Origin of the sequence: Paenarthrobacter ureafaciens, from assembly GCF_004028095.1 — a bacterium.
GTDB classification, from domain to species: Bacteria; Actinomycetota; Actinomycetes; order Actinomycetales; family Micrococcaceae; genus Arthrobacter; species Arthrobacter ureafaciens.
In genome coordinates, this window is the sequence record NZ_SBHM01000010.1 from 46153 (window position 1) to 71295 (window position 25143).

23 protein-coding genes are annotated in these 25143 nt (G+C 61.2%); 15 read left to right on the forward strand and 8 right to left on the reverse strand.

Translation table 11 applies throughout. The annotated features are described in order from the left end of the window. The first annotated feature begins 266 nt into the window (after positions 1 to 266). From AUR_RS19750 to AUR_RS19770, 6 genes are all read left to right on the forward strand, one after another. Positions 267 to 764, forward strand: a complete 498-nt coding sequence (locus AUR_RS19750; RefSeq protein WP_082694567.1) for a hypothetical protein — start codon at positions 267 to 269, stop codon at positions 762 to 764. A 53-nt stretch (positions 765 to 817) separates the two neighbouring features. After that, a complete protein-coding gene (locus AUR_RS20670; RefSeq protein ID WP_164888712.1) occupies positions 818 to 1891 on the forward strand; it encodes a C40 family peptidase in 1074 nt (357 codons plus the stop codon). 520 nt (positions 1892 to 2411) lie between these two features. Beyond that, complete coding sequence (locus AUR_RS19760) at positions 2412 to 3149, forward strand: hypothetical protein (protein WP_062096262.1); 738 nt, start codon at positions 2412 to 2414, stop codon at positions 3147 to 3149. A 10-nt stretch (positions 3150 to 3159) separates the two neighbouring features. Continuing rightward, positions 3160 to 3330, forward strand: coding sequence for a hypothetical protein (locus AUR_RS20375; protein WP_164888713.1), 171 nt, complete (start codon positions 3160 to 3162; stop codon positions 3328 to 3330). Positions 3331 to 3830: 500 nt separating this feature from the next. Further along, a complete protein-coding gene (locus tag AUR_RS20430; protein ID WP_206616295.1) occupies positions 3831 to 4502 on the forward strand; it encodes a hypothetical protein in 672 nt (223 codons plus the stop codon). A 293-nt stretch (positions 4503 to 4795) separates the two neighbouring features. Then, entirely contained in the window at positions 4796 to 6616 is a 1821-nt protein-coding gene (locus tag AUR_RS19770) for an ATP-dependent nuclease (RefSeq protein WP_062096264.1), read from the forward strand. On the opposite strand, the gene AUR_RS19775 is transcribed toward AUR_RS19770, so the two are convergent. The 5 genes from AUR_RS19775 to AUR_RS19795 form a co-directional block, all read right to left on the reverse strand. Continuing rightward, positions 6555 to 7181, reverse strand: coding sequence for a hypothetical protein (locus AUR_RS19775; protein ID WP_128397300.1), 627 nt, complete (start codon positions 7179 to 7181; stop codon positions 6555 to 6557). The two genes, AUR_RS19770 and AUR_RS19775, sit on opposite strands and share 62 nt — an antisense overlap. Further along, the gene (locus tag AUR_RS19780) at positions 7178 to 7507 is read right to left on the reverse strand and encodes a hypothetical protein (RefSeq protein WP_128397301.1); all 330 of its coding nucleotides are present in this window, start codon (positions 7505 to 7507) and stop codon (positions 7178 to 7180) included. Before AUR_RS19780 ends, AUR_RS19775 begins: the two co-directional genes overlap by 4 nt. After that, complete coding sequence (locus tag AUR_RS19785) at positions 7500 to 8522, reverse strand: hypothetical protein (protein ID WP_128397302.1); 1023 nt, start codon at positions 8520 to 8522, stop codon at positions 7500 to 7502. The genes AUR_RS19780 and AUR_RS19785 overlap by 8 nt, the downstream gene beginning before the upstream one ends. Before the next feature lie 102 nt (positions 8523 to 8624). After that, positions 8625 to 9185, reverse strand: coding sequence for a hypothetical protein (locus AUR_RS19790; protein ID WP_128397303.1), 561 nt, complete (start codon positions 9183 to 9185; stop codon positions 8625 to 8627). Between the two features lie 235 nt (positions 9186 to 9420). Next, entirely contained in the window at positions 9421 to 10431 is a 1011-nt protein-coding gene (locus AUR_RS19795) for a restriction endonuclease (protein WP_062096273.1), read from the reverse strand. A 328-nt stretch (positions 10432 to 10759) separates the two neighbouring features. Here AUR_RS19795 and AUR_RS19800 point away from each other — a divergent pair, with 328 nt between their 5' ends. The 4 genes from AUR_RS19800 to AUR_RS19815 all read left to right on the forward strand — a co-directional run bounded on the left by AUR_RS19800 (position 10760) and on the right by AUR_RS19815 (position 15979). Further along, positions 10760 to 11695, forward strand: a complete 936-nt coding sequence (locus AUR_RS19800) for a TIGR02391 family protein (protein WP_062096275.1) — start codon at positions 10760 to 10762, stop codon at positions 11693 to 11695. Between the two features lie 6 nt (positions 11696 to 11701). Continuing rightward, positions 11702 to 12973, forward strand: a complete 1272-nt coding sequence (locus AUR_RS19805; protein ID WP_062096277.1) for a hypothetical protein — start codon at positions 11702 to 11704, stop codon at positions 12971 to 12973. A 212-nt stretch (positions 12974 to 13185) separates the two neighbouring features. Beyond that, positions 13186 to 15111 carry a DUF4365 domain-containing protein gene (locus AUR_RS19810; RefSeq protein WP_062096279.1) on the forward strand — a complete coding sequence of 642 codons (1926 nt, stop codon included), beginning with the start codon at positions 13186 to 13188 and terminating at the stop codon, positions 15109 to 15111. Continuing rightward, the gene (locus tag AUR_RS19815; protein ID WP_062096281.1) at positions 15083 to 15979 is read left to right on the forward strand and encodes a hypothetical protein; all 897 of its coding nucleotides are present in this window, start codon (positions 15083 to 15085) and stop codon (positions 15977 to 15979) included. The genes AUR_RS19810 and AUR_RS19815 overlap by 29 nt, the downstream gene beginning before the upstream one ends. A 45-nt stretch (positions 15980 to 16024) precedes the next feature. On the opposite strand, the gene AUR_RS19820 is transcribed toward AUR_RS19815, so the two are convergent. Then, positions 16025 to 16306 carry a hypothetical protein gene (locus AUR_RS19820; RefSeq protein WP_062096283.1) on the reverse strand — a complete coding sequence of 94 codons (282 nt, stop codon included), beginning with the start codon at positions 16304 to 16306 and terminating at the stop codon, positions 16025 to 16027. Positions 16307 to 16412: 106 nt separating this feature from the next. After that, complete coding sequence (locus AUR_RS19825; RefSeq protein ID WP_128397304.1) at positions 16413 to 16826, reverse strand: hypothetical protein; 414 nt, start codon at positions 16824 to 16826, stop codon at positions 16413 to 16415. 540 nt (positions 16827 to 17366) lie between these two features. On the opposite strand from AUR_RS19825, the gene AUR_RS19830 reads away from it, so the two are divergent. The 5 genes from AUR_RS19830 to AUR_RS19850 are packed head-to-tail and all read left to right on the forward strand — an operon-like array spanning position 17367 to position 24308. Then, positions 17367 to 18380 (forward strand): hypothetical protein, encoded by a 1014-nt coding sequence (locus tag AUR_RS19830; protein WP_062096284.1) that lies wholly within the window; start codon positions 17367 to 17369, stop codon positions 18378 to 18380. Next, the gene (locus AUR_RS19835) at positions 18377 to 19297 is read left to right on the forward strand and encodes an aldo/keto reductase (protein WP_062096286.1); all 921 of its coding nucleotides are present in this window, start codon (positions 18377 to 18379) and stop codon (positions 19295 to 19297) included. Before AUR_RS19830 ends, AUR_RS19835 begins: the two co-directional genes overlap by 4 nt. Continuing rightward, positions 19294 to 20406, forward strand: coding sequence for a hypothetical protein (locus AUR_RS19840; RefSeq protein WP_128397305.1), 1113 nt, complete (start codon positions 19294 to 19296; stop codon positions 20404 to 20406). Before AUR_RS19835 ends, AUR_RS19840 begins: the two co-directional genes overlap by 4 nt. A 9-nt stretch (positions 20407 to 20415) precedes the next feature. Next, on the forward strand, positions 20416 to 20868 hold the full coding sequence (locus AUR_RS19845; protein WP_164888714.1) for a DUF1345 domain-containing protein: 453 nt from the start codon (positions 20416 to 20418) through the stop codon (positions 20866 to 20868). A gap of 56 nt (positions 20869 to 20924) precedes the next feature. Beyond that, the gene (locus tag AUR_RS19850; RefSeq protein WP_062096292.1) at positions 20925 to 24308 is read left to right on the forward strand and encodes an NB-ARC domain-containing protein; all 3384 of its coding nucleotides are present in this window, start codon (positions 20925 to 20927) and stop codon (positions 24306 to 24308) included. On the opposite strand, the gene AUR_RS20885 is transcribed toward AUR_RS19850, so the two are convergent. Beyond that, the gene (locus tag AUR_RS20885) at positions 24236 to 25015 is read right to left on the reverse strand and encodes a nucleotidyltransferase family protein (RefSeq protein WP_082694569.1); all 780 of its coding nucleotides are present in this window, start codon (positions 25013 to 25015) and stop codon (positions 24236 to 24238) included. The two genes, AUR_RS19850 and AUR_RS20885, sit on opposite strands and share 73 nt — an antisense overlap. Positions 25016 to 25143 lie beyond the last annotated feature (128 nt).

The following is a 25143-nucleotide window of genomic DNA, read 5'->3' on the forward strand; positions in this document are numbered from 1 at the left end:
GTGCCCTTGCTCCGTAGCTGACAAGCAATGCCTTCGAGGTGGTGATCATGAGCATTCGCAAGGCCAACGGGGTTCGGGCTCGTTTAGGTCGGTGGGTCTTTGGACTGGCGATGATTCTTCTCGTTGGCTCATTGGCTCTGCTAATCGCACTGCCGTCCAAGGGGCCAGCCACTGGGGCGCAGCCGGAGGCTCCTCCCGTTGCTCCGGACGCCGCGCCGAGCACATCCGCTGCTTTGCCGCGGCCGTCGGTAAAACCTTCCGGAACAATGAAACCTTCAGCTGGTTCGCCTGCGCCCAAGCCGACGGATTTCCGCGCAGTTGCCTCTGCCGCTGCCGAGGCTATCTACACGTGGGATACGAGGACCTCGTCCTATTCAGAGGTCTACGGCAGGATGCGCGATCTCTGGGTCTTGCTTCCGGATGGTTCCAATCCATGGACCGTTCTGGTTCAAGAGTTTGAGGCCACTGGGGTAGACGCTGGATCCTTCGTGACTCTGGCGGGCCAAGGGGCCTTTCGGGAAGCGAAGTCGGAGTCGCTGACGTGTGACGAGCAGCTGGTCAAGGTGCGCGAACGGCCCTCCCCGTGGCCGGGGCTTCATGTCTGCACTGTGCGACTCTCTGTCGAGGATCACACCTCGGCAAGTACCAACACGTACTCCGCACCGGTCAGCGTCATGGTTAACTGTCCTCCAGCTCCGACAGCACCTGTCGATCGTTGCGTGATCGTCGCGTTCTACGCGTCATCCGACCGAATCGTTTACTGATGCCTCATCCCGGACTTGCTGTCGTTGTCGTCCGACGACGCACTCTCTTTAGGTTGGTCTCAGCTCTCGTTGCGGTGGTCGCGCTCGCATTTGCTGTCGTTGCCAGTGCGGTGGCGGTTGTTTTGGTGGCGGACCGTCCGACGGCGGCCGCTGCTTGTGTCCCTGGCGCGAAGGCTGGTGCTGGTGGCGATCCCGATGTGCTCGACCTGCCAAGCGGCGTTGGAGTCGCCGGGCTGTCGGCGGCCCAGGTGAATGTCGCTAAAGGGTACGTCTCGGTCGGCAAAGGACTCGGCTTGCCTCGAGAGGCACTGGTCATCGCCATCATGATGTCTCTGCAAGAGTCCAGTCTCCGGATGCTTGCCAATACCAACGTCCCCGACTCCTTCAACTACCCGCACGATGGAGTCGGCAGCGATCACGACTCCGTCGGATCGGCTCAGCAGCGTCCTGCCGCCGGGTGGGGGAGTGTTCAGGAATTGATGGATATTACCTACAACGCCAGAGCCTTCTATGGAGGGACGTCGGGGCCCAATCACGGAAGCCCTCGGGGGTTGTTGGATATCCCCGGTTGGGGTTCCTTGAGTAAAGGACAGGCTGCACAGGCGGTTCAGGTCTCGGCATTTCCGGAGCTGTACGACCGATGGGAACGGCAAGCGTCCGCGATTGTGGATGCCCTTAGCGGGACCGCGCCCGCTCCTTCATGCAAGGTCGGTCCCGCCGTGATCTCTGACAGTGTCTCGGCTGACGGTCTGAGCCGGATCCGCCAGGACATTCTTCGCTTCACCAAGATGGGCGTCGGGGGTTCTTATGTCTGGGGCGGGACTGCATTCAGAGAATGGGACTGTTCCGGATTCGTTCAGTGGGTCTATCGACAGGTCGGGATTGAGCTTCCGCGTGCGGAGCAATGGCGAGTTGGAACGATGATCGACAACCCGCAGATCGGCGATTTGGTGGTGCAGAATCCGCAAGGACCATACAACTGGGGCCACGTAGGCATCTACGCCGGAAACGGAATGATGTACAGCGCGCTCAACCCGTCTGCGGGAACGTTGATGCATCCCATCGACTGGAACCCTGGCACAGCGTACTTCGACCTTTTGCAGGACCCGACAAGTGGGTCAATGTAGCTGACGCCACACCGTCGCGGGTTGGGCTCTCGTCGTCCGGGACGGTTCTGGGAGATGCGGAGGCACTCTCTCACGACGAGTCTGATGGCTTCCGCCTGCCTGGAAGTCGAACGGCGCACGAGAACACAGAATCTGCGTCCCGCAGACCTTTGTCTGCTACTTGGCCCCTTAATGCTGATGGCGATGACCAGCTCGCGCCGGGCGGATTAAGCGTGGACCCTCCGACCGAGAGCGGGAATCGCATTCTCGAGACTTGCTTTGAGGAAGGCGGAGGAGCATCGCTGGTCATCGCGTTTATGATAAGTGCGCTTATCGGGCCATGGAGGGAGGTACCCGTCGCGTGACGCGCTGACTGTTCTGACGGGCCCCTCCGACGGTCGACGGTGGGAGAATCAGGAGGATGACGACGGCGCTTCCTGACCTCTGGACCGACTGGTGCTCCGTCACGGGCGTGCCTGCCTGAAGGCTCGACGAGGTATCGCTCTCGCGTTTCTCGCAGCAGGCGCAGCCGTCCCAGGCTGTGCTCGCGGCGCTGCGCCGGCGGCTGGCCCCCAAAGATCCCGTCGCCCCAGCCTGGCCGCGCGGGCACCGGGACGACCCCGATTCCCTGCAGCGGTTGATCCGGCGCGCAACGGCGATCATCCAGCACCCGGGCACCCACCGGGTCTTCCGGCTGCGGCTGCGGCTGCGGCGGATGCTGTTCGCGGCGGTGCTGCTCGCGCCTGCCTCGCACGGAGGCCTCGGGCTGGACAGGGCGGGGGCGCTGGGACTACGGCCGGACGGAATGCACCGGGTGCGCGGACAGATCGGCGTCGCCCCGGAAGGGGATGCCTGTCCGGCATGCGCCACCTGGTCGTGGCTCGATGTGATCGGCACCAACAGCGGGTGGTCGCACGGCTCCGTCCGGGCCCTGGGGAACTGCCGCGACGAAGACGGCCCCGCGCACCGGCACCGGCGGCCGGACCCCAATCCAGACTGGCACCTCTGCGTCGGCATGCTGCCAGCCGTAGACCGCTGGGGATGGATCGATGCCTACCGCTCCATTCACCCATCCTCGCTGTCGGCGGTCATCAGTGCCGCGGCCCTGCTGCTCGACGGTCCGGAGCCCGCACCTGCGCCGGTGCCTGCTGCACCTGCGATGCCGGCCAGCCCCAGGCGGCAGATGTCGCGCGAGGAGGAAGAGCAGATTCTCAAGCGCGCCGATGAACTGATCGCGCGCGTCGAGGCGATCCTTCGCGAGTTCGATACCGGCCGATAAAGTCGTGTGTATGGGATTCAACTGGGAGCAGGTCCTCGGGACCAAGGGTGCAGGCCTCTCCGACACCTACGACCAAAGCGCCTCCGACGCGCTGTACCAGGACCACCCGAGCGCGGCTCCGCCAGCAGGTCCGGAAGACCCGGGCGATGAGGTCATCCACCTGCCGGTCGACGAGAGCTGAGCGCAGACCGACGTGAGGCATGACTGGCTCCCGGACCGCCACCTCGGCGTTGCCGCCATGCTGGCACATGCAGAGGAGCTTGTCGGACAGGTTTCCGCAATGCGGTTCGCCTACCAGACGCAGCCCGACGGCATCTTTGGGCTGGTCGAAGTGCCCACGACCGCAGCGTTCAGCTGCACAGTCGTTGGGCGCGTGGCTCCGATCCCACGGAAAGTGCCGCTCCTTGTAGCCGACGCGCTCGTGACGCTGCGGGCTGCGCTCGAACACACCCTTTTCGCAGAGGCCGAGTTCCTGGACGATGCGCCCCTCGACGCGAAGGCGGCCAAACTGGTCGAAGTGCCTGCCACGGACACTTGGGAGAAATTTGAGGACTGGAAGAAAAAGCGGCCCGCAATGGTCCTCCGTCGCTGCGAGGGCGGGGAGAGCTCGCCCGACGGCTGGAGGCCCTGCAGCCGTTCCACCTTCGGATGGAGCCACAGCCCCATCCTCTTGCCCGGCTTGTGCTGCACACCAACCATGCGAAGCACAGGATGCCGGTGGTCACCGCGGTCCGCCTGGCTGCCATGTACGAGGACGACCGGATGCTCCGTTCAATCCGTGATCTTGCTCCTCGGCCCGAGGAACCGCTGAGTGTCGGCGAGGTCATCGCCCAGACACCCATCGGCACGAAGGTCCCCGTCACCCTGTTCCCGACAGTCGGGATCAATCGGCCGGGTACTGACCGGTGGCCGGTGCTGATCCAGGGGCTGGAGGAGATCGCCCACTGGGTACGCACGCAGGCCGTTCCGCGCCTGATCACAGGAACCGAGCCACCCGAGCCTGGGCTTCCGATGCGCTACGAGATCTCCGTCGGACATGAGGACGAGCGCCAGGCGATGTCGGCGGGCTCGACGACATCGGCCGGGGAACGCCACAAAAAGGCCTTGGCTGCAGCATCGGCGCGTGGCGATCTGGCCGAGATGATCAGCATGATAGATGGCTCCCCGAGCGAACCGCAGATCGCCAGGTGGCTGGCTCAGCTGAACCATGAGGAGGTGCTCGAACGGATGTCGCCGCTGCGGATGGCATTCGACTACGACCCCGAGGTCGAGCGGCACAATTTCGAAGTCCTGAAGGGTTGTCGAGATGCGGCGCTCAGGTTCGGGGACAGCGACGGGCCCCACGAGAAGTAAGCCAGGGTCCCCTAGTCGAGATGCCCGTTTTGGGACATAACCGCAGTTCAGCCCGCATGCACGCTTAAGTGTGCACTCCCCCGGGTCTACGTCCGTAAGTGGGTAAGTGGTGCGAGGTCAGCGTTTGCGTGGAAACTGCCAGTCAGAGAAGGCCGTGGGTGGCTTCTGGGAGTTGCTATCCGAGTCCATCCTCGTCGTTGCTGGCCAGCGGCTGAATTTGAGCACGAGCTTTTTTGGCTTGCAGGCGGTCGTCGCTCCCGTTCCTCGGCAGCTATGACCGTAGACTGAACCGCGTGCACATAGATCGCGTTGACGTAGAGCGGCTGCTTGGGTTCGAGAAACTGAGCATTGAGCTGGATCCGGAGCTGCAGCTGATTGCCGGGCCGAACAACGCCGGGAAGTCGTCGCTGCTGCGGGTGCTGGAGACCTTCTTCGCCAACCCGACAGGGTCGGATCTGCTGCGATTGAAGCCGCTGCACGAGTACTACGTGCAGGGAGGCCCCCGGATGATGTCGAGCGTCGTGGTGCACTTCGGGGGACTTGCCGAGGCCGAGCAGCAGCTGTTCGCCGACGCGGTTCTGAAGAACGGCACCTTCTGGATAAAGATCTCATGCTCAAGGGGCGGGAAGATCACCTACGAAGCGAGTCGCAAGTCTACCCGCGCGAGTGAGCTCTATAAGGCGGTACTGCAATCGTTCAGCTTCGTGAAGATCCCGTCCGTCCGCGTAAGCGAATCCGGGCAGGGCGAGAACGACCAATCGTTGGTCAGGCTGTACGAGACGCTCGAGGGCGTGCTCGTAAGATCGGGTGGCTCGCGCAGGAGTCAGTTGCAGAAGGAGTTCGAGGACGCGATCAAACCAGTTGAGGACCTTGTGCATAAGGTTCTGAGCGAGTCCATGGCCGCCGTGGCGACGGAGCTTCCGTTTCGGGAGCGTGAGCTTGGGATCGCCTTGCCTGATTCTAGGCATGCTCTTCGAGGGATGCTTCAAGAGGCAGTGATCACCAGCCGGGACGAGGTGGAGGTCTCGATCTCCGAACGGGGTACGGGCTTCCAGTCCGCGATGGTGCTCGGGATCCTTCGGTACGTGGCCTCTCGGAGCCAGCAGGCGGGTGGTAACGTGGTGTTCGCGATAGAGGAGCCTGAAGCCTTCCTCCATCCGCAGACGCAGCGGGCGATGGCAAAGATCCTACGGGACATCTCAGCAGGTGCGCAGCTGCTTGTGACTACCCACAGCCCCGTCTTGGTGGATTCATTCTCGGTTCGCCGCATCGTGCGGCTTCCGCTCAGTTCAGGTGGCACCACGTACACTGCGCGTCGTCAGGAGCTGTCAGAGGCGGAAGAGGGCCGGCTGACCAGGTACTGCGACGCAACAAATAGTGAGCTCGTCTTCGCCAACTCAGTTGTCCTTGTAGAAGGTCATGGTGACAAGCTCCTGATTGACCATCTTCTGGCTCGCATCACCGGCGGGGCGGGCGGCCATTACGCCATGGGTATCGCTGTCATCGAAGCGTCGGGCATTGACACGATCAAGCATCTCGTGGGTCTCGCGCAGTACTTCGGCGTGCGCGCCTACGTCATCACTGACAAAGACGGAGTGCACAAGCCAGGCGGCCAAGGCAAGCGAAAGTTGCTGGAGATCCTGAAAGCCAGAGATCCTGCTCCGTCCCAAAGTGAGATTCAGGCTTTGCACGGTTTGGCGGATACAACAGTATCGAACTTGAAGGATGCACTTGAGCAGCAGGCGAGTCTGAACCGCAGCCTTGCAATGTGGGATGCGTTCGTTCTGGCATCCGATCTTGAAGGCCTGCTGCTCGACACCATCGGTCAGAAGAAGCTCGCTGAGATGCTCGGACCAGCGGGCGAGAACGAGGTTGACCAGGCTGCGTCTGATAAATATGGGTCAGGGGTCACAGGCAAAGAGGACCTGGCGGCCTGGCTTGGCTCGAAGGGGTGGAACTCCACCGGCAAGAAGTCGGGGAAAGCCAAGCCGCACCTGCCGTCGGCTCTCCTTAGAGAGCACCTTGCCACACGCAAGAACGTCCCTCAGGCGGTTAAGCCGCTCGATGACTGGCTTCGCACAATTGTGAAGGATCACGAGCGGTCACCACTCTGAACATTTTTGTGGTGCCGGCTGCACGCATCAGAGTCGAGTTTTTGATCGCCACAACGAGGATAAGCCCGATGGATGTGTCGCTTATACCGGCCGCGTTTTTCACATTAACCACCGGCGTCGGCCCCAGCGCCCTCCAGGACCATGAGGAACTCCTGATTAGTTTTACCGCGAGTCCGAACTCTCTCGCCTTGGCCTGCACGGCCTTGTCACCTGAGACCACGGTCCACGTTGGGCCGAACAGCGTCGCGGCGTCTCTGCGTTGGCCGTCCAGTGTGCTGGCGACGACCAAGGGGTCTGCGTTGCCGAGGTTGGCGTATAGATCCACGAGCTTCGTGTCGCCGACGGGCACCGACGCCATTACCTCGGTGAGCAGTGCGAGGACGCTCGCGGTGGTTGGACATTCGAGGTGCTTCAGCTCCTCGATGTCAGGGAACCCCTCGGCCTCGTGGAGTACCTCGCTTGGAATGCGGCAGTGCTGTTTGAAGAAGTCGCTGCCTCGGTGCTCGCGGTTGACCACCGACAGGGCGTTGTTGTCGATCACGTACACGTACCCGTAGCCGTTCATCGGAGAGCCTCGCGGAAGTCGTTGATCTGGTGGGGCTTGATGTGGCGCAGGCATACGACCCGACAGAATTCCCTCTTGGAGATCTGCCCCGCGTCCAGCACTTCGAGCATCCGCCGCGAGAGCTCGCGCCCGTTGTACTTGCGCACGGCATTGACGGCCTTCGGTTGCCGCGCCTGCGTCTTCGCGCGCTGCGCGTATTCGCGTCTCAGCTCCTGCAGATGGGAAGCAGCCACTTCGGGGGTGATCATCCCGAGCCGCATCGCCCGCACAGCCATTGCGCTCGGCGTTACCTTGAATACATCGGCACCGGCCCTCACGTCATCCAACGAGGATTTGTATGCGGGCGCGCTTCATGGCTGCTTCCCACCGTCGCTGCGTTTCCTCCTCCTTGAGGCGGGCTTGCTCGCGCTTCCACTCGTTTTCCAAATGCTGAATTTCGATCTCACGAAGGATGCCCGGCAGGGCGGCGTCGAGTTGCTGGCGCTTGCCGTCGCGAAACCGCTCCTGACGCCCGTTGGTTGAGTATTTTTGTGTCAAGTCCAGCTGGAGCCGACCCGTTGATACGAAATCGGTGTTGTTGACAAGCGTCCAGGACTGGTTGCGGGGGTTGTATTTGGGGATGTATGGCCGTGCGGCGCCGCCGTTCGGGGGGAGCTCCCGCATTGACAATGGAACAGTGGTTGTGCCGATCGTGATGGCGATGTCGCCATCGAGAGTTGTGGGTCTCCGAGTGTCGGTGCGTTTGTGGCTCGACGGCAGTGTGACCTCATAGCCACGGCCTGTGCTTTCCGTGGCCAGTGCGTGCAACAGCCTGGCTGCACGGGCGACGTGCTCTTTCGACACCCCGGATGTGCAGTCCCGGAATACTTTGGCGACCGGGTGGTGCTTGCCCACCGAGTCCGGAATCGGGACCGGTCGCTCGTCGACATCATCAGGGAAATGACGCGCCCAACGCGCCTCGTACTTTGGTCGCTGCCACGACCCGACGCTGGTTATCTCGAGCTTGTAGCCTTTCGGGCGCAGAGCTGACTTCATGACGTCACGGATCAGGGCATCGTTTGCTGCCGCATGCTGGTAGCCGCCGTCGACCTCCAGGACGCCGCCGGCGGCAATGAGCCTCTCTATGAAGAGTTCGGCTTCAGATTGGCGGGTGTGGTTGTTGGCATCGGAGTCATTGATACTCTTGAGCAGCTCCACACCTTGCTGGGTGATCTTGGCGGTCCAGGTCGGACCCTTGCCTGTAATGGTGATGTATCGATCGTCCGCCAAGGCTCGGGCGGCTATCCGATGCGAGTAGCCTTCGAAGGTGCTGCCCGGGCAGCCGTCATTGACCCATTTCAAGACTTTGGAGTGTAAAACGCTGAGTGGCTTAGGGTGCTGTGGCAAAGGAATGTCCAATCAGTAGGTCCGGGCGCATAGCCGCGTCCAGAACCAAGGATCGACTCAGTCGTCAGAGGATTTGACCTGCGGCTTCTGAGAATAGCCAATTCTTGCAGCGTTATCTTCGTCGCGCCGCCAAAGATAGTAGGGAAGAAGTCGCATCTGGCGCTTGCGGCGGTCGTCTACCAGCCATGCACCCAGGCAATTCCTTGCATGGCCAAGATACGTAGTGCCGATGTCCCACCAGTATCTGTCGAAAGGATGCGCAGGCTTTTCTCCAGCTGTCGGGTCGATGGCTCCGCATGCAGGAGGACCGAAAAAATGGGCCATCGCTTGCCGCACACTGACTCGGACGTGCCTTGCCCCGGTGGGGAGCATGGGTTCCCAACGTAGGCATTCACGCTCGAAGTTCTGCATGACAGGGCTAATCTCGGAGCTCGGCGGCATCTTGGTGTCAGCATGCTCCACGAGAGCCACGACGGCACCCAGGGCTTCCGCCACGTTCTCCACGGCACGTCGCCGGGCAGCCTCAGGCCCTCCACGACGCTGGAGAATCTCCCCGCGGATCAACGCAACTACCGACATGACGACAGCGGCCACCGCAACCCAAAACCCAGCATCCATGAGGCGACTGTAATCTACAGAGGCTTGGGGGCCGTAGACCCCGGTCAAGAACTCGCTTCCCATCGATAAAACTGTCGGGAGGGGCCGGATGGGAGCATGAGCCCATGCTGAATGATGACGAACCTGCCGCGCTCATCGAAGTCGGCACGGAGCCGAGGAGCATCGAGTTCAAGGGTCAAGACCCCCTTCACCCAAACCCAGGTCATTCCCCACAGAAAACTCGTTTTCAAGCTGGTTACACGGCATGGAGACCAATGGAACGGAGGATGGTAGAGACGGTGGGGTTGTTCTTTGCTCGGGTCAGAACGTCTGCTTGTTGGATCGTGTTCAACAAGAGATCATCGTTAATCTGCCGGAGGTAGCGGCGATCGCTCCAAGGCGCATCGGAACGGACCAGACCAAGCACTGCTTCCAGATCGGGGTGTGCGACTACTATCGAAGCCGCGATACCGTCGACAGCCCCTGCAACAGCTTCGCGCAGGTCGCTCTCGATGCGAGGCTTAAGCCCATCGCCGTCGACAACCATAGTTATTCCGCCAACACCGTCGAATTCAGTTGCTAATGCCTTCGCCAGTGGGACCATGTTTCCCGGGCCACCGGCAGGCAGAATCGTTACGGGTCTGGTGTCGCCATACTCTTTCCGAATCATCTCGAGCACCCGAGCGTCGAAGCGTCCCTCGACCAAAACAACCTCCTGTCCGGGTTGCCCTGGATGAGCGGGAAACTTACTAAGAGGAAAGAACGGAGTCCCGAACTCTCCAGCCGCTCTTAGTTTGAGGTTGATCGCTTCGGCAATTGTCATGTGGCCATCGACAACCATCCTGATGTCGTCCCCGTCCATCAGGATGAGACTCAGTTCTTTTCCAGCAATCAAGGCATCAACGGCGTCAGTACTGAAGCCACCCATGCTCGCAAACAAGCCGAGGGTGCCGACGAGTTTCCCGTCCACCTTGCCCCGAAACTGGTAGAGGCTGGAGGCAGGGTGTGCGTCCGCAGTCCATTTCGCTTCAAGGAGCATCGTACGGCCGTGTAACCAGAAGGACCCGTCAATTTCTTCGCCCTTTGGGCGGTAGCCTAGCCGCGGTTCCAATCCTGACTCGTCGAACATGCCATGGAGGATCCGTTCAAACTCGCGACCACGCGCAGCTTTCGCGGGCCCTGATGCTGTCGGAAGAAGCTCGTCAGCTTTCTTGAAGGCGGCGCGCCAGTTGTAGTCAGCCGGAAGTCGTTTTGAAGTGGCATTCATACCTCTCTTCTTACAGCAATGGCGCCCCAAACTATTTCGATGACATCAGCAGAGAGTCGCGGCGGGAATATTCCGCGTAAACGATGGTGAGGGGTTCAGAGGTGGCGTCGATGGGTCATAATCGTTGCCGTACAACCCAATCGGCAATCGAACCCCGTCGAAAGACAGTCATACCTCGGGATACGTTCACTTCCGTCATTGCCCGGCGTGGAACCGTAATAGACGTTCAATGCGCTTGGAGCCCGGCGGCCACCAGTTCGTAAAAGTCGGCGCAAGTCCGGCAGACTTGTGGCAGGTGACTTATGAGCCGCGAGAGACGACTTGAGGCATGACCGCCACAACGAAATCTGGGGGAGAGATGGACGTCCGGACGAACGGCGAGTACTTGGACTTTCTTGCGAAACGCCTCGACGAGTTCTCGAGGACGTTCGAGGAGTTCATGACGCACCACGTAGAGAACTCCGGGTTCGGGGGTATGGCCGTTGGGATGGCTCCTGCTGTCTTACCGAAGGACAGCCCTGACAAGGCACGCGTCCGGGTGCTCACTGATGAGCTGAACCGCCTCGCCGGGGCGCTTATGGATCTCAGCGGCGTCACCGGCGTCCGACTCGCAGTCCAGGGAGCCGGGGTACTCGACCCCTTCGTGAATTGGCAGAGGATGCTCGAACCAAAGCCGCTGCTCGACGCCCCTGTCGTTCGGGGCTGCTGCCTCCAAGCCGCAGGTCGGCTGGAGGGTCTCAAGGCGAAGGCCGAGGCGCTCTCATCGCCGACGATCGAGCCTTCGCTCTTGCATCCTCTGGTGTGGGCCGCAGCCCAACGTCTCTGGAACGATGGCCACCTCCGGCAAGGAGTTGCAGCTGCCGCGGAAGCCCTCAGCGGCCAAATGAAGCAGCTCACGGGTCGGAACAACGCAAGTGACACTTCTCTGTGGCAGCAGGCGTTCGCCGCCGCCGAGCCACAGGAGGGCAAGCCCCGGCTGCGCTGGCCCGGCGACCCGGACGACCAAGATGTCAAAACTATGCAGGCCGGCCTGCTGAGCTTCGCGCCCGGTGTCAACATGGTGATCCGGAACCCGGCGACACACGTCGCAGAAGACTTCACCGAGCAGGATGGACTCGAGCAGCTCGCGACACTGAGCGTCCTCGCCAAGTTCTTGGACCGGTGTGTAGTTGTGTCCGTCGACGGGGCGACCACCTCTCCGGCCGAGCACGTGTTTCCGGAGCAACCCGGCGAAGCCAAGTTTTTTGCCGGGGAAAACGGCTAGATCGACATGGCTGTAAAAAAAGACCTCTCCGCTTCCGCGCGAGGGATGCTGAAGAAGGTGAAGCGACGCTACATGGAGTCGCGGGACTTCAATGGGCTGCATGTAACTACCACCCGAAACTCACGCGACGAGATCGAGGCAGCGGTCGAACTGGCAAATGCCGGTCTGATCGAAGTCGTTGGCCCAAGCGACTACATGAACATCCACATCCGTCCCTGGCCTTCGCGGAGGACCATAGCCGAGCAGATCGAAGAGCTTCGCGAACTCTGCGATGACGATTACGGGGTCTGTCTCTACCCCAAGATGAAAGCGTTGAAGCGAATGAAGCTGCCCGAAAAGTTCGAGGACGCACCCTTCGCCAGGGCCATGGCGCGCGGCAGGTCCACCTTGGAGCTCGCGTTCTTCAGCTCGGACGTGCTCGAGGGCTACCGCAACGATGCCCGATACCGGTTCGGCATGGGCGACTTCGGAATCAACTTCGGGCTGTCCGACGAGGCGTACGACGACGAGGACCAACCGAAGAAGGACAGAGTCGGGCTTATACACCTCGGCTTCGCTTACGACATGCGCCAGTACGACCCGGAAGTCCCGGACTCCCCGATAGTCCGACGCGTCGCCGCCTTCTACGGCGACTTGGACGACCTGACGCCCGAGCACCAGCAGCGCTGGGCGAGCTTCCAGGTCCACGAAGAGGGAAACACCCCTCACCCGGTTTGGTACGCCTCGCAGATGGGCCACTGGCCGGACGGCATCGGACCGTTCGCCCGCCTCGCCCAGGAGATCAAGGCCATCAGCGACCTCTTCGAGAACGTGTGGGCCACACGTCTATTCCGGTCCCACGATCTGCCCGACGACTTCGGGTGGATCCTCCGGGCCGACCAGCGGGAATGGGACCACTTCATTCACTCGTTCGACAAGCTCCTGTCAGACAACATTGACGGCGCGGCACTCGACAAGGCCAGGGTTCCACGGGTCAACGAGAAAAAGGAGCGTCTCGGAACCCTAAGCCGGCTTGAGCTGTTCATGACGATGAACCATGTGAACGCCCATGCTGCGAAATGGGCGCTGAAGCCTCTACGGGAGGTTCGCATGGCGCGGCAGAAACCCGCCCACGCGCTGCGCACCAACGTGACAGACCGCACCTTCATCCGCAAGCAACGGGACCTTCTACACGACGTCAACGAAGTACTGATCAACATCCGCCAATGGCTATCCAGCCACCCGGAGAACCGAGACTGGAAAGAGCCCTGGCCCGACGCCAAGGACTACCCGCTCTGATGGTGACAACTTCGCTCCCCGGTGTCGGCGAGCTGAATTCAAACGCTCCGCTGCATCCAAGATGATTTCTCGGATCGCGGCCTCCGTTAGGTAGTCTTCGACATAAGCGTGCCCCACCGGGCCGCCCGGTTTTGCGTGCGCGTCATGGGCACCTGCTGTTCCCCGTTATGTAGCCTTAACAGGAGCCAAATGGCCAAGGACCTAGGGGAGAAATGCGCGCAGGTAAGACTGAAGTAATCGGGACGCCGGGCCAGTCCGCCGTCAAGGGTCAGTTCGAAAAGCTTCGCTGGGGTGCCAACCCTAATCCCGATCACGATCTGGGTACGGACCTTTGGCTGCAGCCGCGAGACGAGCGAAGGTTTGAACTCAACACGGTCGCAGGAGCACGGGTCACGACCAGCGAAACCAAGGGTCCAAACACTTATTTCGGCAGCCCGGAGAGCGACGCCGACGGGAAAATCCTTGGGTGGTGGTACTACGAATCGGCCAAGAAAGACCACTTCGACTACTGGACTCGGCACACCGCTCCCCATTTCCTGATTCTTCATGACCTGGAAACAGCGGAATCGTACTGGGTGCATGTAACGAGTGAAAGATTGGTAGCGGCAGGATCAGGCAAGAAGATCTTTATCCCTGTGCATCAGCTTGTTGACGAAGCGCATAACAGGGAACTGATCGAGGTCGCAACGAGCGGAAGGCCGCACATTCCATGGGAGGGGAGCGCCTGGGGCGGTGCGCAAACGCTCGCTGCCGGCGATCTTCTCAGGCACGCACTGATAGTGCCCAGGCTGGTGGCACCGCACCGAAATGACCTCCCGAAGGCCTTCCAGCCCGAGCAGGCGGTTGCTGCCCTTGTGCTACTCAGACAGACAGATCTTGAGAACAAAATGCCCGATGCCAGCGCGCGTACTAAGTCGAAGTTGTGGGGTTGGGCGTTCGTCACGGCTCTCGAATCGTACCTGAGGACCGAGGAGCCGGCAGCGTTTAAAGATGCGTTGGACTCGGCCGAAAAGGCTTCGGACAAGGTGGCTGCAGTCTGCACATGGGCCACAGCTCTTCTGGAACGTGCAGAAGCGTCTACTGCCCTTGCCTTGCTGAACAAGGTCCTCGCCGACGACGACGCCTCACCGCAGGACCATGTTTGGCTGTTAGTCCAACGTGCAAGGTGCTTGAACGAACTGGGCCGGCGCGACGAAGCCAAAAAGGTCGCACTGGAAGCACTCCAGGGCAGGAATTCCGCGCCCGATGACCCAACCTTGACTGCGCTGTGTGGGGCAGCTTCCTGGATCGTCTTCTCGTCTTCGCCATTTGGCGCTAGGAGCTTCTCAGACGTCATAACAGGAAGCGATAATATCGCATCTTGGTGGAGGACACAGGTTACGGCTTGGGGGCTGTCCTCGAACTTTGAGGAGCAGTTCAGCACATGGTCCCGAGACTCAACCCGTAGAGTCGGCTTCGAAGACGCAGCCTGGAATCACTTGCGCGCCAGCTCTCTCATCGCGGGTCTGATCGGCGACCAATCAAGCTGGAACCATTCATACGCCAGACTTGCGAAGCTTCAGTTAATGCGCACGGGCAACGAATCAGAGGTATCTGAGGTGGCCCAATCACTGACGATGCTGCGCTGGGCCGGCGATCACAAAGCCCTCAGGGATGCAGTTCGTCGAGTCGTCCTTGAAGGTCCCGCGGAAGCCGCCCGGTCAGCCAGTGAGGCCGTGAAACTCGCAGAATCAACAAAGACGACCATACGTTCCAACATGGCACTGCTGAAGTCAGCCGCAGACGTCCTGACGCCTGATATTGCAGACTCGACCGCTAAATGGTGTATGAAGTTCCTTTCGGACTTGCCTGCTTTTGGCGAGTTGTATTCGCCGGGATACCACGTCCCCATCGAGCTTCTCGGACTTTTAGCTCCAGTGGTCCCCGCCCTAAGTGAAACCGGGCGAAATGAGCTCCTGGAGTGGCTTGCTGCATTACCGGAGCAGCCCGACCATTTGATTGCCCAGACTTACGGCTCAGTTTTTCGCTGTTGCCGACAGAGTCGCGGGTACAGCAGACATCGAAAAGCTCGTTGCACGGCCGGCCGGCGACCACGCAGCCCTCACTCAGGTGATCGACAAGCTTCGTGCACGAGATGACACTGACTACCGCCTAAGCCTACTGAAGGACATCGAGAAGGGTGATCACACCGCACTAAGCAGGTTTGGCGACGTGGAGTCGCTAACCGAACCCGCTGTCCGAGGAATGCTCGAAACGTTGGCCAGCGAGGTCAGGCATGTTACTGCTATGGCCGGCGGGCTGGCGTACGACGATGGCGGGAACTCCGTCCGCACGCTCGTTCTACTCAACCTCTGGCACCCCAAGCTTGCCCTGTGGGAACCATTCTTGGAGTTCCTCGAAGAGTCCCGTGTGTCCAAGGACGATCTCGTGGGCTGTTTGTCCGTGCTAGGGCGTGCATCACTCAAGATCACGGCAGACAGCGAACGGCTCGCCGCGCCCCTTCGCCGCCTCATGACGGAAAAAGGCGGGGAGGGTGAATGGCTCTTTGGCGAGTGGGCGGATGTTCGTGGTCTGGCCGCTGAAGCCCTGTTTGCGGTTGATCCAGATTCTGTGACTGAAGAAGACATATGGACGCTCATGCGCGGCAGCTCCGGGCAGCAGCACTCCGCCGCACGCATCATCGCTCGGCGGGAAAAGGCCGAAGAATTTGGACTGCTCGTAGCGCTATCCGCATCGGATGACACAAGTACCAGGGCTATTGTGGCAAACAGACTTGCCGGCTGGGTTTCTCGTGGCATCGCAGGGGCCAGGGCTTCTGCTTTGTTGAATACAATGCTGGACAGCGGTGGGACCGAGTTGCCCCGGGCCGTGGTCGCGCACGCTCAAGGGGCTCCGAAGGATGACGGCATGACGCAGATCATCGATCGCTATAAGGACCACCTCTCGGCGACGGTGCGAAATGCGATTCGCAGTATTCAGGAGCGGGCCGAACCGGAAGTGAGCTAGGGCCTGGCGCGAGTACCGTCGGCCCTTATGTCCGTACTCGGGAATTCACGCAGTGCGGCCGCTACGGCTCTGACCGCTGCCGGGACTTCTGTCCAGGGCCGGCCCCTCCCGTGTCAGGTCGGCTTCCGATTGGAGGGTTTGGTTGTTGGCATCGGAGTAATCGATACCCTTGAGCAGCTCCACACCCAGCTGTGTGATCTTGGCGGTCCAGGTCGGACCCTTGCCGGTAATGGTGATGTGTCGATCGTCCGCCAAGGCTCGGGCCGATATCCGATGTGAATAGCCGTCGAAGATGCCATCCGGACAGCCGTCATCGACCCATTTCAAGACATTGGACTGTAAAACGCTCAGTGGCTTAGGGTGCTGTGGCAAAGGAATATCCCATCCGGATCGGTGCATGGCGCAATAGTAGCGTCCAGAACCAATGAACGACTCAGTCGTCAATGGGTACGACTGCAGGCTTTTGAGAATAGCCAACTCTGGCAGCGTCGTCTTCGTCGCGCCGCCAGAGATAGTACGGAGCAAGTCGCATCTGGCGGCTGCGGCGGTCGTCTATCAGCCAGGCACCCAGGCAATTCCTTGCGTGTTCCAGATAGGTCGTGCTGATGTCCCACCAGTATCTGTCGAAAGGATGCGCAGGCTTTTCTGCAGCTTTGGGGTCGATGGCTCCGGATGCGGGAGGACCGAAACAATGGGCCATCGCCTGCCGCCCACTGACTCGGAGGTGCCTTGCTCCGGTGGGGAGTATTGGTCCCCAGCGTAGGCATTCACGTTCGAAGTTCTGCATGACAGTGCTGATTTCAGTGCTCGGCGGCATCTTGGTGTCAGCATGCTCAATGACAGCCACGACGGGACCTAAGGCTTTACTACATTATCCACGGCGCGTCGTCGGGCAGCCTCAGGCCCTCCACGGCGCTGCTGAATCTCCCCGCGAATCAAAGCAGCTGCCGATATGACGACAGCGGCGACCGCAACCCAGAACTCAGCATCCATGAGGCGACTGTAATGGACGGAGGCATACGGGCCGTGGACTTCGGTACAACAAAGCGCGTCCCATCGATAAAACCAATTGAGCCTATGCGTGGCTTACTGTCTGCGAGCCGACGCAGCATGCGGACCGCGCAGTACTGGCAGCCAGCATGCCTGTAAACCCCATCCATGGGAATGCCGAGATATTTCGCAAAAGCGTGATGTTCCCCGGCTTGCAATGCGTTCCCGTCGGCAGCGTCATATTTTGTCTCGCACAATGTCGTCGGCGCAATTTAGTGGCGCGGGCGTGTTGATTCTGTTGAGATGTGTTTTGGGCGGTACCGCCGGGCATTCTCACAATTGTTTTGTTACCAGCAGGAGATGGGGCCTCATTCGTTGCGAGGGAAAGCAGGACACGATGTGGATCGTTGACCAGATACAGTCTGCCGGGATCGCCTCCCAGCTCGCTGAACGCGGTTTCGTCCGCCTCGCACTAGGCGCGGATCGGAACCGAAGATTCACCGAACTGATCCAATGGGCAATGGCGGAACTGCGGGATGCTAATGCGCTCCGCCCCGAGGTATGCGTCCCCGGCGATGTTGGCGGACTGGGATCAGGCTTCCACTATTTCGCCACGAACGACCCCAACGGCCGGCCGTCCACCCATGATGGTCAAGTCTCGGGATTACGTCACGTTCAGACATGGGACCATCGCGCTGGAACGAACCCCTTGCGACCGGAGGTGGGTGCGCCGGTAGCAACGCTCGATGAGGCCGCGCGAATCCTGGGCGATCTGGCTGGGACGGTGTCACGAGCCCTCGCGTCTGAGCCGGAGCTCGACTTCGCCCGTCGCTTCCTCGAGGACACTGACCACGACGGCGTGATTCTCCGCACCAATATTTCGCGAGGCAACGAGGAGGAAGGCGTGCCGAAGAAATCGTCGTCCACTAACACGCGTCACATTTGGCATACAGATGCGACACTCTGGACCCTCCTGTGCCTGCAAGACTTCGCGAAGCAGCCACAGGGAGTTTCCGCGACTGACAGACTGGTGTACGAGACGAAGGAGGGGCGCGTGGAACAAGTTGAACCCGAGGCTGGACACGTGGTCCTGTTCCCCGGCCGTCATCTTGCTGCTTTGATGGACGTGTCACCACCACTGCTTCCATGGCGCCACGCCGTCGTGAGTCGAGCTTACTCAGAACGTACCGTTGCGATGCTCAGGATCGGTTTTGATCCCGGGGCGTCGGAACTTAGGTATGAAAGTGGCCGCCGACTTGTTACGCGCGAAGGTGTGGACGTCGGATCGGGAGCGGCATTCTACAACCATCTGCAGGCCCTCCAGGGCTCTCCGTTGATTCTAGAGGGGTCACCCAGCCCACGTTATGGGCACCGCGGAGTGGTCAAAGACTTTGAGCTGGTCGACGCATGATCGGGACATTGGGCCTAGGCACCTGGGCGCTGGGCGGACCCTACGAGTTTGGCTGGGGGCCGGTCGATGACAACAGATCGATGGACCTTATCCGGTCCGCTCGCTCGCGTGGAGTGACGTGGCTGGATACCGCACCCGCTTACGGGACAGGGCATGCAGAAAGAGTGGTTGGGCGAGCCATTCGGGATCTGCCACCGGATGAGCGACCGGCGATCTTTACTAAAGTTGGCCGCGTCTGGACCGACGAGTCGCCCGGCTCAGTATTCACTGACTTGCGACCAGCTAACTTGCGGGGTCAGATCGAGGCAAGCCTCAGCCGTCTGGGCGTTGATAACGTTGCCTGCATTCAGGTTCACCGGCCGGACCGCGAATCGTCCACGCCCCTTGAACAGACATGGGAACAACTCGCTCAGTTAGCCGAGGAAGGTTACGCCTCCGCCTTGGGTTTGTGCAATGTGTCCGATGACGAGTACCGGCGGTGTGCGGCGGTCCGCCATGTTGACTATGTCCAACTTCCGGCCAGCCTTGTGCGCCCGCCTGACGAGCGACTGCTGGACGCGTGCGCGGGACTCCGGACGCGGACACTGGCGTTCTCCCCGCTGGGATCAGGATTGTTGAGCGGACATTTCAGTCCGGAGCGGCTCGCGCCGGATGACTGGCGTGCCAGGAATCGATTCTTTGCGGGAGAATACCTCGCTCAGGCCGAGAGGATCGTCGACGAGCTTCGGTCGGTCGCTGACGAGGTGGACGCAACGGTCCCGGCGGTGGCAATCGCCTGGGCGCTGGCGGATGACCGGATTTCGTCCTGCATCGTCGGAGCCCGAACGTTGAACCAGTTGGACGGCTGGGTCGGGGCGGCTGGAATAGAACTCACCCAGGAGCAGCGCGAGAAGCTGAGCAAGGCGCTCTCGGATTGAATACGGTGGGGCTTCGCCGCACACCGGTTGAGGGGGACGCGGCCCAACGGTCACTGTTCACTCATCTTGCGGCTACGGAAGAAACGTTACGTCGGTTCCTGCGAACCCTTGACCCGACTGCCGACTGTGTCATCACGCCGGCTGCCGATGTTGGACCGCCCTATGACGCGCTCCGGCTTTGGGGAGGTTTCGCCACTGGCTGCGTGGTGCAGTGGGACTGCTCTGTTCCGGTGGTTCCGGTCGACGTGACGATGAATATCGATACCACCAGCGTCTTTGATTTGGCCGGTGATCCCGGTCCGATTCTTAATGCTGCGGCGGTGGAGTCCGCGCGACGCACCATCGTCGAAGAGTCCAGCTATCTTTGGAACTTCGACTCCGGCAATCACTTCATCTCGCTCACGCGGTCGGACGCTGGGTGGGCGCTGGTCCTGCACAGCAACGAGAAGGAGTTCAAGGATCAGTACAACGGGCTGTTTCCTCGCTCAGGGACGTGGTACGCCAAAAACATCCGGGAGGCCGAGGGGCCACGGCCGATGCGCTTCCTTGTCGGGGAAGACGCGCTCACTTTCACCGAGCTATCGGAAATGTTGGTGCCCTTCAATCGGCTCCGGCATCGCCTTATTGCCAGACTTCTCCTAGACGGTGCCAGCGATGTGACGGGTGAGTGGCATAAAGAGCACTACTTTATGCCCACTAAATCATCTGCGGCCATTGGCGCGTTCCTATGCGAACCTGGGGAACCTGTGTTGGTGTTTAGTACAGTGGGCCGCCCATTGATGTGGTTCGAACCAGCCACTGGCGGATCGAACGTTACCAGCTGGGCGGATCGCCGGGATGCGCTCGTGGTCCCCCACGGTTGGGGGATGACGGCCGATCCGTTTGATGTGACGGTCCAGCGCGACGCTCTATTTGTCAATGGTTGCCGTCTGGACCCGGCACCTGGCGTTAGCCTGTTCGAGGGACTCGGCATCCGCCCCCGCGTATTCGAGAGTAACCAGGCATTTGCTGAAGCGATATCCTGGCACACGCCGGGTCAGATCGTAAGTGAATTGACGCAAATAGAATCCTATTCCAGACACGGCGCATTGCGTCACGTTCATCGTTAGGAGGCTTTCTTGGAATCTCGCCCGGCTCCGGATACTTCACGCTTAATTGCTCGGGGGGCGCTCGTGGTGGGGGTGCTGGCTGCCATCATAGCAGTCGGACTGATCCTCGTAGACATACCCGCCGACAACGCCGCCGCGCGGCTCATTCCCGCGATCGTTTCCGCGGTTTCACTCATTCTTTCGGCGGTGATCTTCTTGGCAAACCACCGCACAAGATCAGTACGCGACAGGAAATCTCACTCGATCGTGGCATCCGGCACGCGTTCGGTGGCTGCGGGTAGGGATGCAGTGGGCAACGCCGTCGGGTCCGGAGCGTCAACCACCACCAAGCGCGCCGGTGGGAAAGCGGTGCCGGGTACTGTTCCGTCCCAGCTGGATGTCACAGCCAGTGGCAAGGACGCGGTGGCGGCCGGCCGCGACGCGACGGACAATGCGACCGGGGACTCGAGCACCGCATCGTGAGCCGACGCGGGGGCGCCCGAGACCCTGACCGGCCCGAACCACCCGAGCCTCATGTCATGGCCACTGGCAAGCGTTCGGTTGCGGCCGGTCGGGATGTACGGGGCAATGCCATAGGCAACCACAGCAATGTCGTCAACATCGACACGTTCGTGCTTGAGCTGCCGACCGATCCCGGTCGGGCACGGTTCCTTCCGTCGCCGGTAGTCACGGGACTGACCGTTCGCCCAATGCTTCAGGATGCCCTTGTTAATGCGATTCTCATGGCATCGCCGGGTGGGCTCTTGGCGCTCGACGGCGTCCCGGGCGCGGGCAAGTCATCACTGGCAGCGCTTGCTTGCCGTGATCCCCGCATCGTAGAGCACTTTGAGAGCAGGATTATTTGGCTGACGGTGGGTCAGTCCCGCGTGGGTCCGGACCTGGCCGAGTACCTCGGCGATGTCTGCGAGCTATTGGGGCGACCACGTCCCGCGACGTCCGATCCGCTCCTCGCCGGGGCCGCGCTTGGTGAGGTTCTCGACGACGTAGGCAATGTTCTGTTGGTCATTGACGACGTCTGGTCTTCAGAGCAGACGGAGCCGTTCCTGCGAGGTGGCGCCTCCTCAGTGCGGGTCTTTACGGCCAGAAGCACCGGTCTGGTGCCGGGGGCGACCCCAATTGGTGTTTCTGCCATGACCCACGGCGAGGCGCACGAGACGCTGATGCGCGATGTACCACCTGGTCATGATTCTTTGGCGGAGGCACTTGTCAAGATCGCTGATGGTTGGCCGCTGGTCCTCGGACTCCTTAACGCGGCGTTGCGGAATGTAATCCGTTCGGGCATGGCAGGGGCGGAGGTGGAAGCCTGGGTACTCCATATCGCGCAGCATCCAGGCGCGTACTCTGTGGGCGGGGAAACGAGTTCGACTTTTGCCCGGGCTGTGGAGGCGAGCATTAGGCTGCTGCCCGAGGATGCCCGCCGCCTTTGTCTTGAGCTAGGGATATTCCGGGACGACGTCCCGGTTCCGGCAGCGGCAGTAAAGTCGCTCTGGGCACGGACTGGCGGCCTTCAGGACGAAGCTGCGTTGGCTCTGATGTTCCGCCTTATCGACCTGCGGCTCGTCGAGCCGGTGTCAATAGAGGGCGTCACGTGTTTGTCGCTACACGATCTGATGCGCGGCTACTTCCGCGACACCCTGGGGTCCACTGCACTCACCAAAGCCAACCAAGAGCTGGTCGATGCGTGGAGGGATGAACTGCTCGGTGACGACACTGCGGCTTGGTGGAGCATTGACGAGGCCCAGGCATTTGTAATTGAGCATCTACCTTGGCACCTCCGTTCCGCCGACCGTTCTGATGAGCTCGAGATTCTTGCCATAGACCTGCGCTGGATCGAAACTCAAGTACGCAGCCTCGGCTCCGCGGTGCCCTGCATTGCGACCCTGAAGGCGTGCACGGGCTCGTTCGCCGTTCCACTCGCTGATTTCCTCAGGGCCAACCTCCACGTGCTGCGCCCTGATGCCCGCCCCGTTCTGGCGTCGACCCTGCTTGGCCGCGTCGGCCAGCACGAAGGACTGGAGGAGCTTGCCAACCGGCGTCAAGAGAACCTTGATGAGCCGGCCGCGTTGCCGGCATGGCGGTTACCGGACCTGCGACTACGCGATGCTTTGCAGCACTATGGGGCCATCGGGGACTGCGCAGTATCTCCAGACGGCCAGTTGCTGGCGACGGCCTCCGATGACGGACTGGTGCTGATCTGGCAGGCAGGAAGGATGCTTCCCGTACAGTCACTGGGCGGCCACCGCTATCGTGCACGGGCATGCTCGTTTTCCCCCTCGGGCGAGTACCTCGCGTCGACAGGCATGGACGGAACCCTACGTCTGTGGCACGTGGCAACCGGCCGACAGGAACGTGTTTTGGGTGACCGGCGCGGCCGGATGTTGGGTGTGGGCTGGTCGGCTGACGGCAGTCAGGTAGCCGCAGTGGACACCCTCGGCAGGGTGACGGTCTGGGATGCGGCCAGTGGGACAGCTATGACACAGGTTGAAGTCCCTGGGGTGCCAATGTGGTCGTGCCTCTTCGCAGCCGAGGACAAGGAAGTTGTTGCCTGCGGCGAGGATGGAGTGCTCCGGAGTTGGGACATTGCTGATGGTACGCTACGAAGCGCCCTGACGGTGCACGCTGCTCGTCTGCGCTGCGTGACAGCATCGCAGGACATGAAGTCCCTGGCCGTCGCAGGGAACGATGGATTCGTGGCGCTGGTCGATGCGGGCGCCCTCCGCGGAGATCGGCCTGTGCTGCGCCGTGTGCTGTCCGGCCATGATCGTCGGGTCCGTTGGTGTGCGTTCTCGCCAGACGGTGCACTCCTGGCATCGGCCGGTGAAGACCGCACTGTCCGGATCTGGGATGTTGCTTCCGGCAAGGAAAAGCACTTGCTGACAGGGCATACAGACTGGGTCGGGGGCTGCGTCTTCGACCCTTCGGGGTCCGTGCTCTTTACATGCAGCGGGGACGGGTCGGTTCGGACCTGGGACGTATCCAACGGAGCGAACCTCAGCCTTACCGTTGGCCCGGTCGTCGCTACCGAGAGCTGTGTGGTGCTGCCCGAGGGCGAGGTGCTAATCGGACGGGCCGATGGGGATATGGAACTCCTCAGAGCCTCCGACGGCGAGCCGTTGGCACGTTGGCACGCCCACCAAGGAAGGATTTTTGGAGTCGCCGCCGGCCAGAACGGCTTGGTAAGCGGCGGCGCCGACGGTCGGATCCGGACATGGACCGGCGGGGGTCGCATGATCCTCGAAGTGCACGCTGACGCAGATCATCGGGTGATGCAGGTGGCAGCCAGTGGAACTCGAGTCGGATTCGTTACGGAAGGTCGCGAGGTGGGCGTCTTTTCCACGGACTCGCCGGAAGTCAGCCGCGTCCTGCGGGCACATGAAGGACATGTTCTCGGCTGCACGTTTTCATCGGACGGCAGAGTGTTCGCAAGCGCAGGGGACGATGGCAGCCTCGGGCTGTGGGATGCCGTCAGCCTCAGTCTGCTGAGTCGGCTCAAGATTGAACAGGACGCCGCGTTGTGGAGCGTGGACTTCGCGCCAAACGACTTGATGTTGGTCGCCTCGGGAGAGCCCAACGGCGTTGTGGCGACTTGGGACCTCTCCGCGGGGAACGAAGCATCCTTCGAAGCAGGCGGGGGACGGGTCAGCAGCTGCGCTATCGATCCGTCGAACACGTGGGTAGCTTCCTGCAGCGAGGATGGACTGCTGGCGGTTTGGGACCTCCGGTCACGTGCGTTGGTGACTGGTACCCGGGTAGCAGCCCCGCTCAGGCGCGTGACATGGGTCCCTGGAGAAGCGGGCTCCGCTGTCATCGCTGCAGGATCGGCCGGCACCTACAGGTTCGAACTGCTGATCCCGTCATTGGATGACGCTGTTGAAGCCCAAATAAGCTCAGCTCGCTTATAACCGTCCATTGTGCCGACTTCAAGAGGTCCTACACCCACGTCGTAAGCCACGAGGTCTCCGCGCCTAGCAAGATCCGCGTGAATGGTGCCAAAGCCCCCGCGGACCCAAGGGAGGAGGTGTGCGAACTGGGACGAATGGAAGCCGGCGACACCGTAGTCACCGTGGGTGTTCGATTCCACTTCGCCAGGCAAAGGATGCCGCGAGAAACGGGTGACACGCCCGCTGTGGACTAAGGCTCGCGCTTCATCTCGCTGTCCTGATGCAGGAAAGACGCATAACAGAGCGGGGGCGCCGGAGCTGTTCCAATGCTCCATCGCGGCCGCCAAATCCAACGACGGTATCGTGTCCCCGTAAAGTGTCAGGAACCGGTCCACGAGCAAGCCTCGCTCGATTGCAAGCCGAACAGCGCCGGCGGTTCCAAGGGAGGAATCGCCTTCCAGCGATATCGCGATATCGAGCCCACGAGCGGCCGCGGTGGTTGCAAGGTGTGACTCTATGGGCTCGGACAGGTGCCCTAGACACACGACCACACGACGAACTCCTTGTTTACGTAACCAGTCAAGCTGGCGGTCTAAGAGGGGCACTCCGGCCACCGTTAGGAGTGCCTTCGGGACGCGCTCGGTGAGCGGCCGCATTCGAGTACCCTTGCCTCCTGCGACAATCACAAAAGGTAAATCTTGCATCGGTCTCCTAACCATCACCGTCATTGAGTTCTGCGCCGGCGCGCCGAAGACAATGAGCAGATTCCTGACTGCGGCATTTGCGGCCAAACTTAAGGCAAGTACCTCACAAGGGCTACTGAATTGAGCCGGGGGTTATTGCTAATAACGCCACC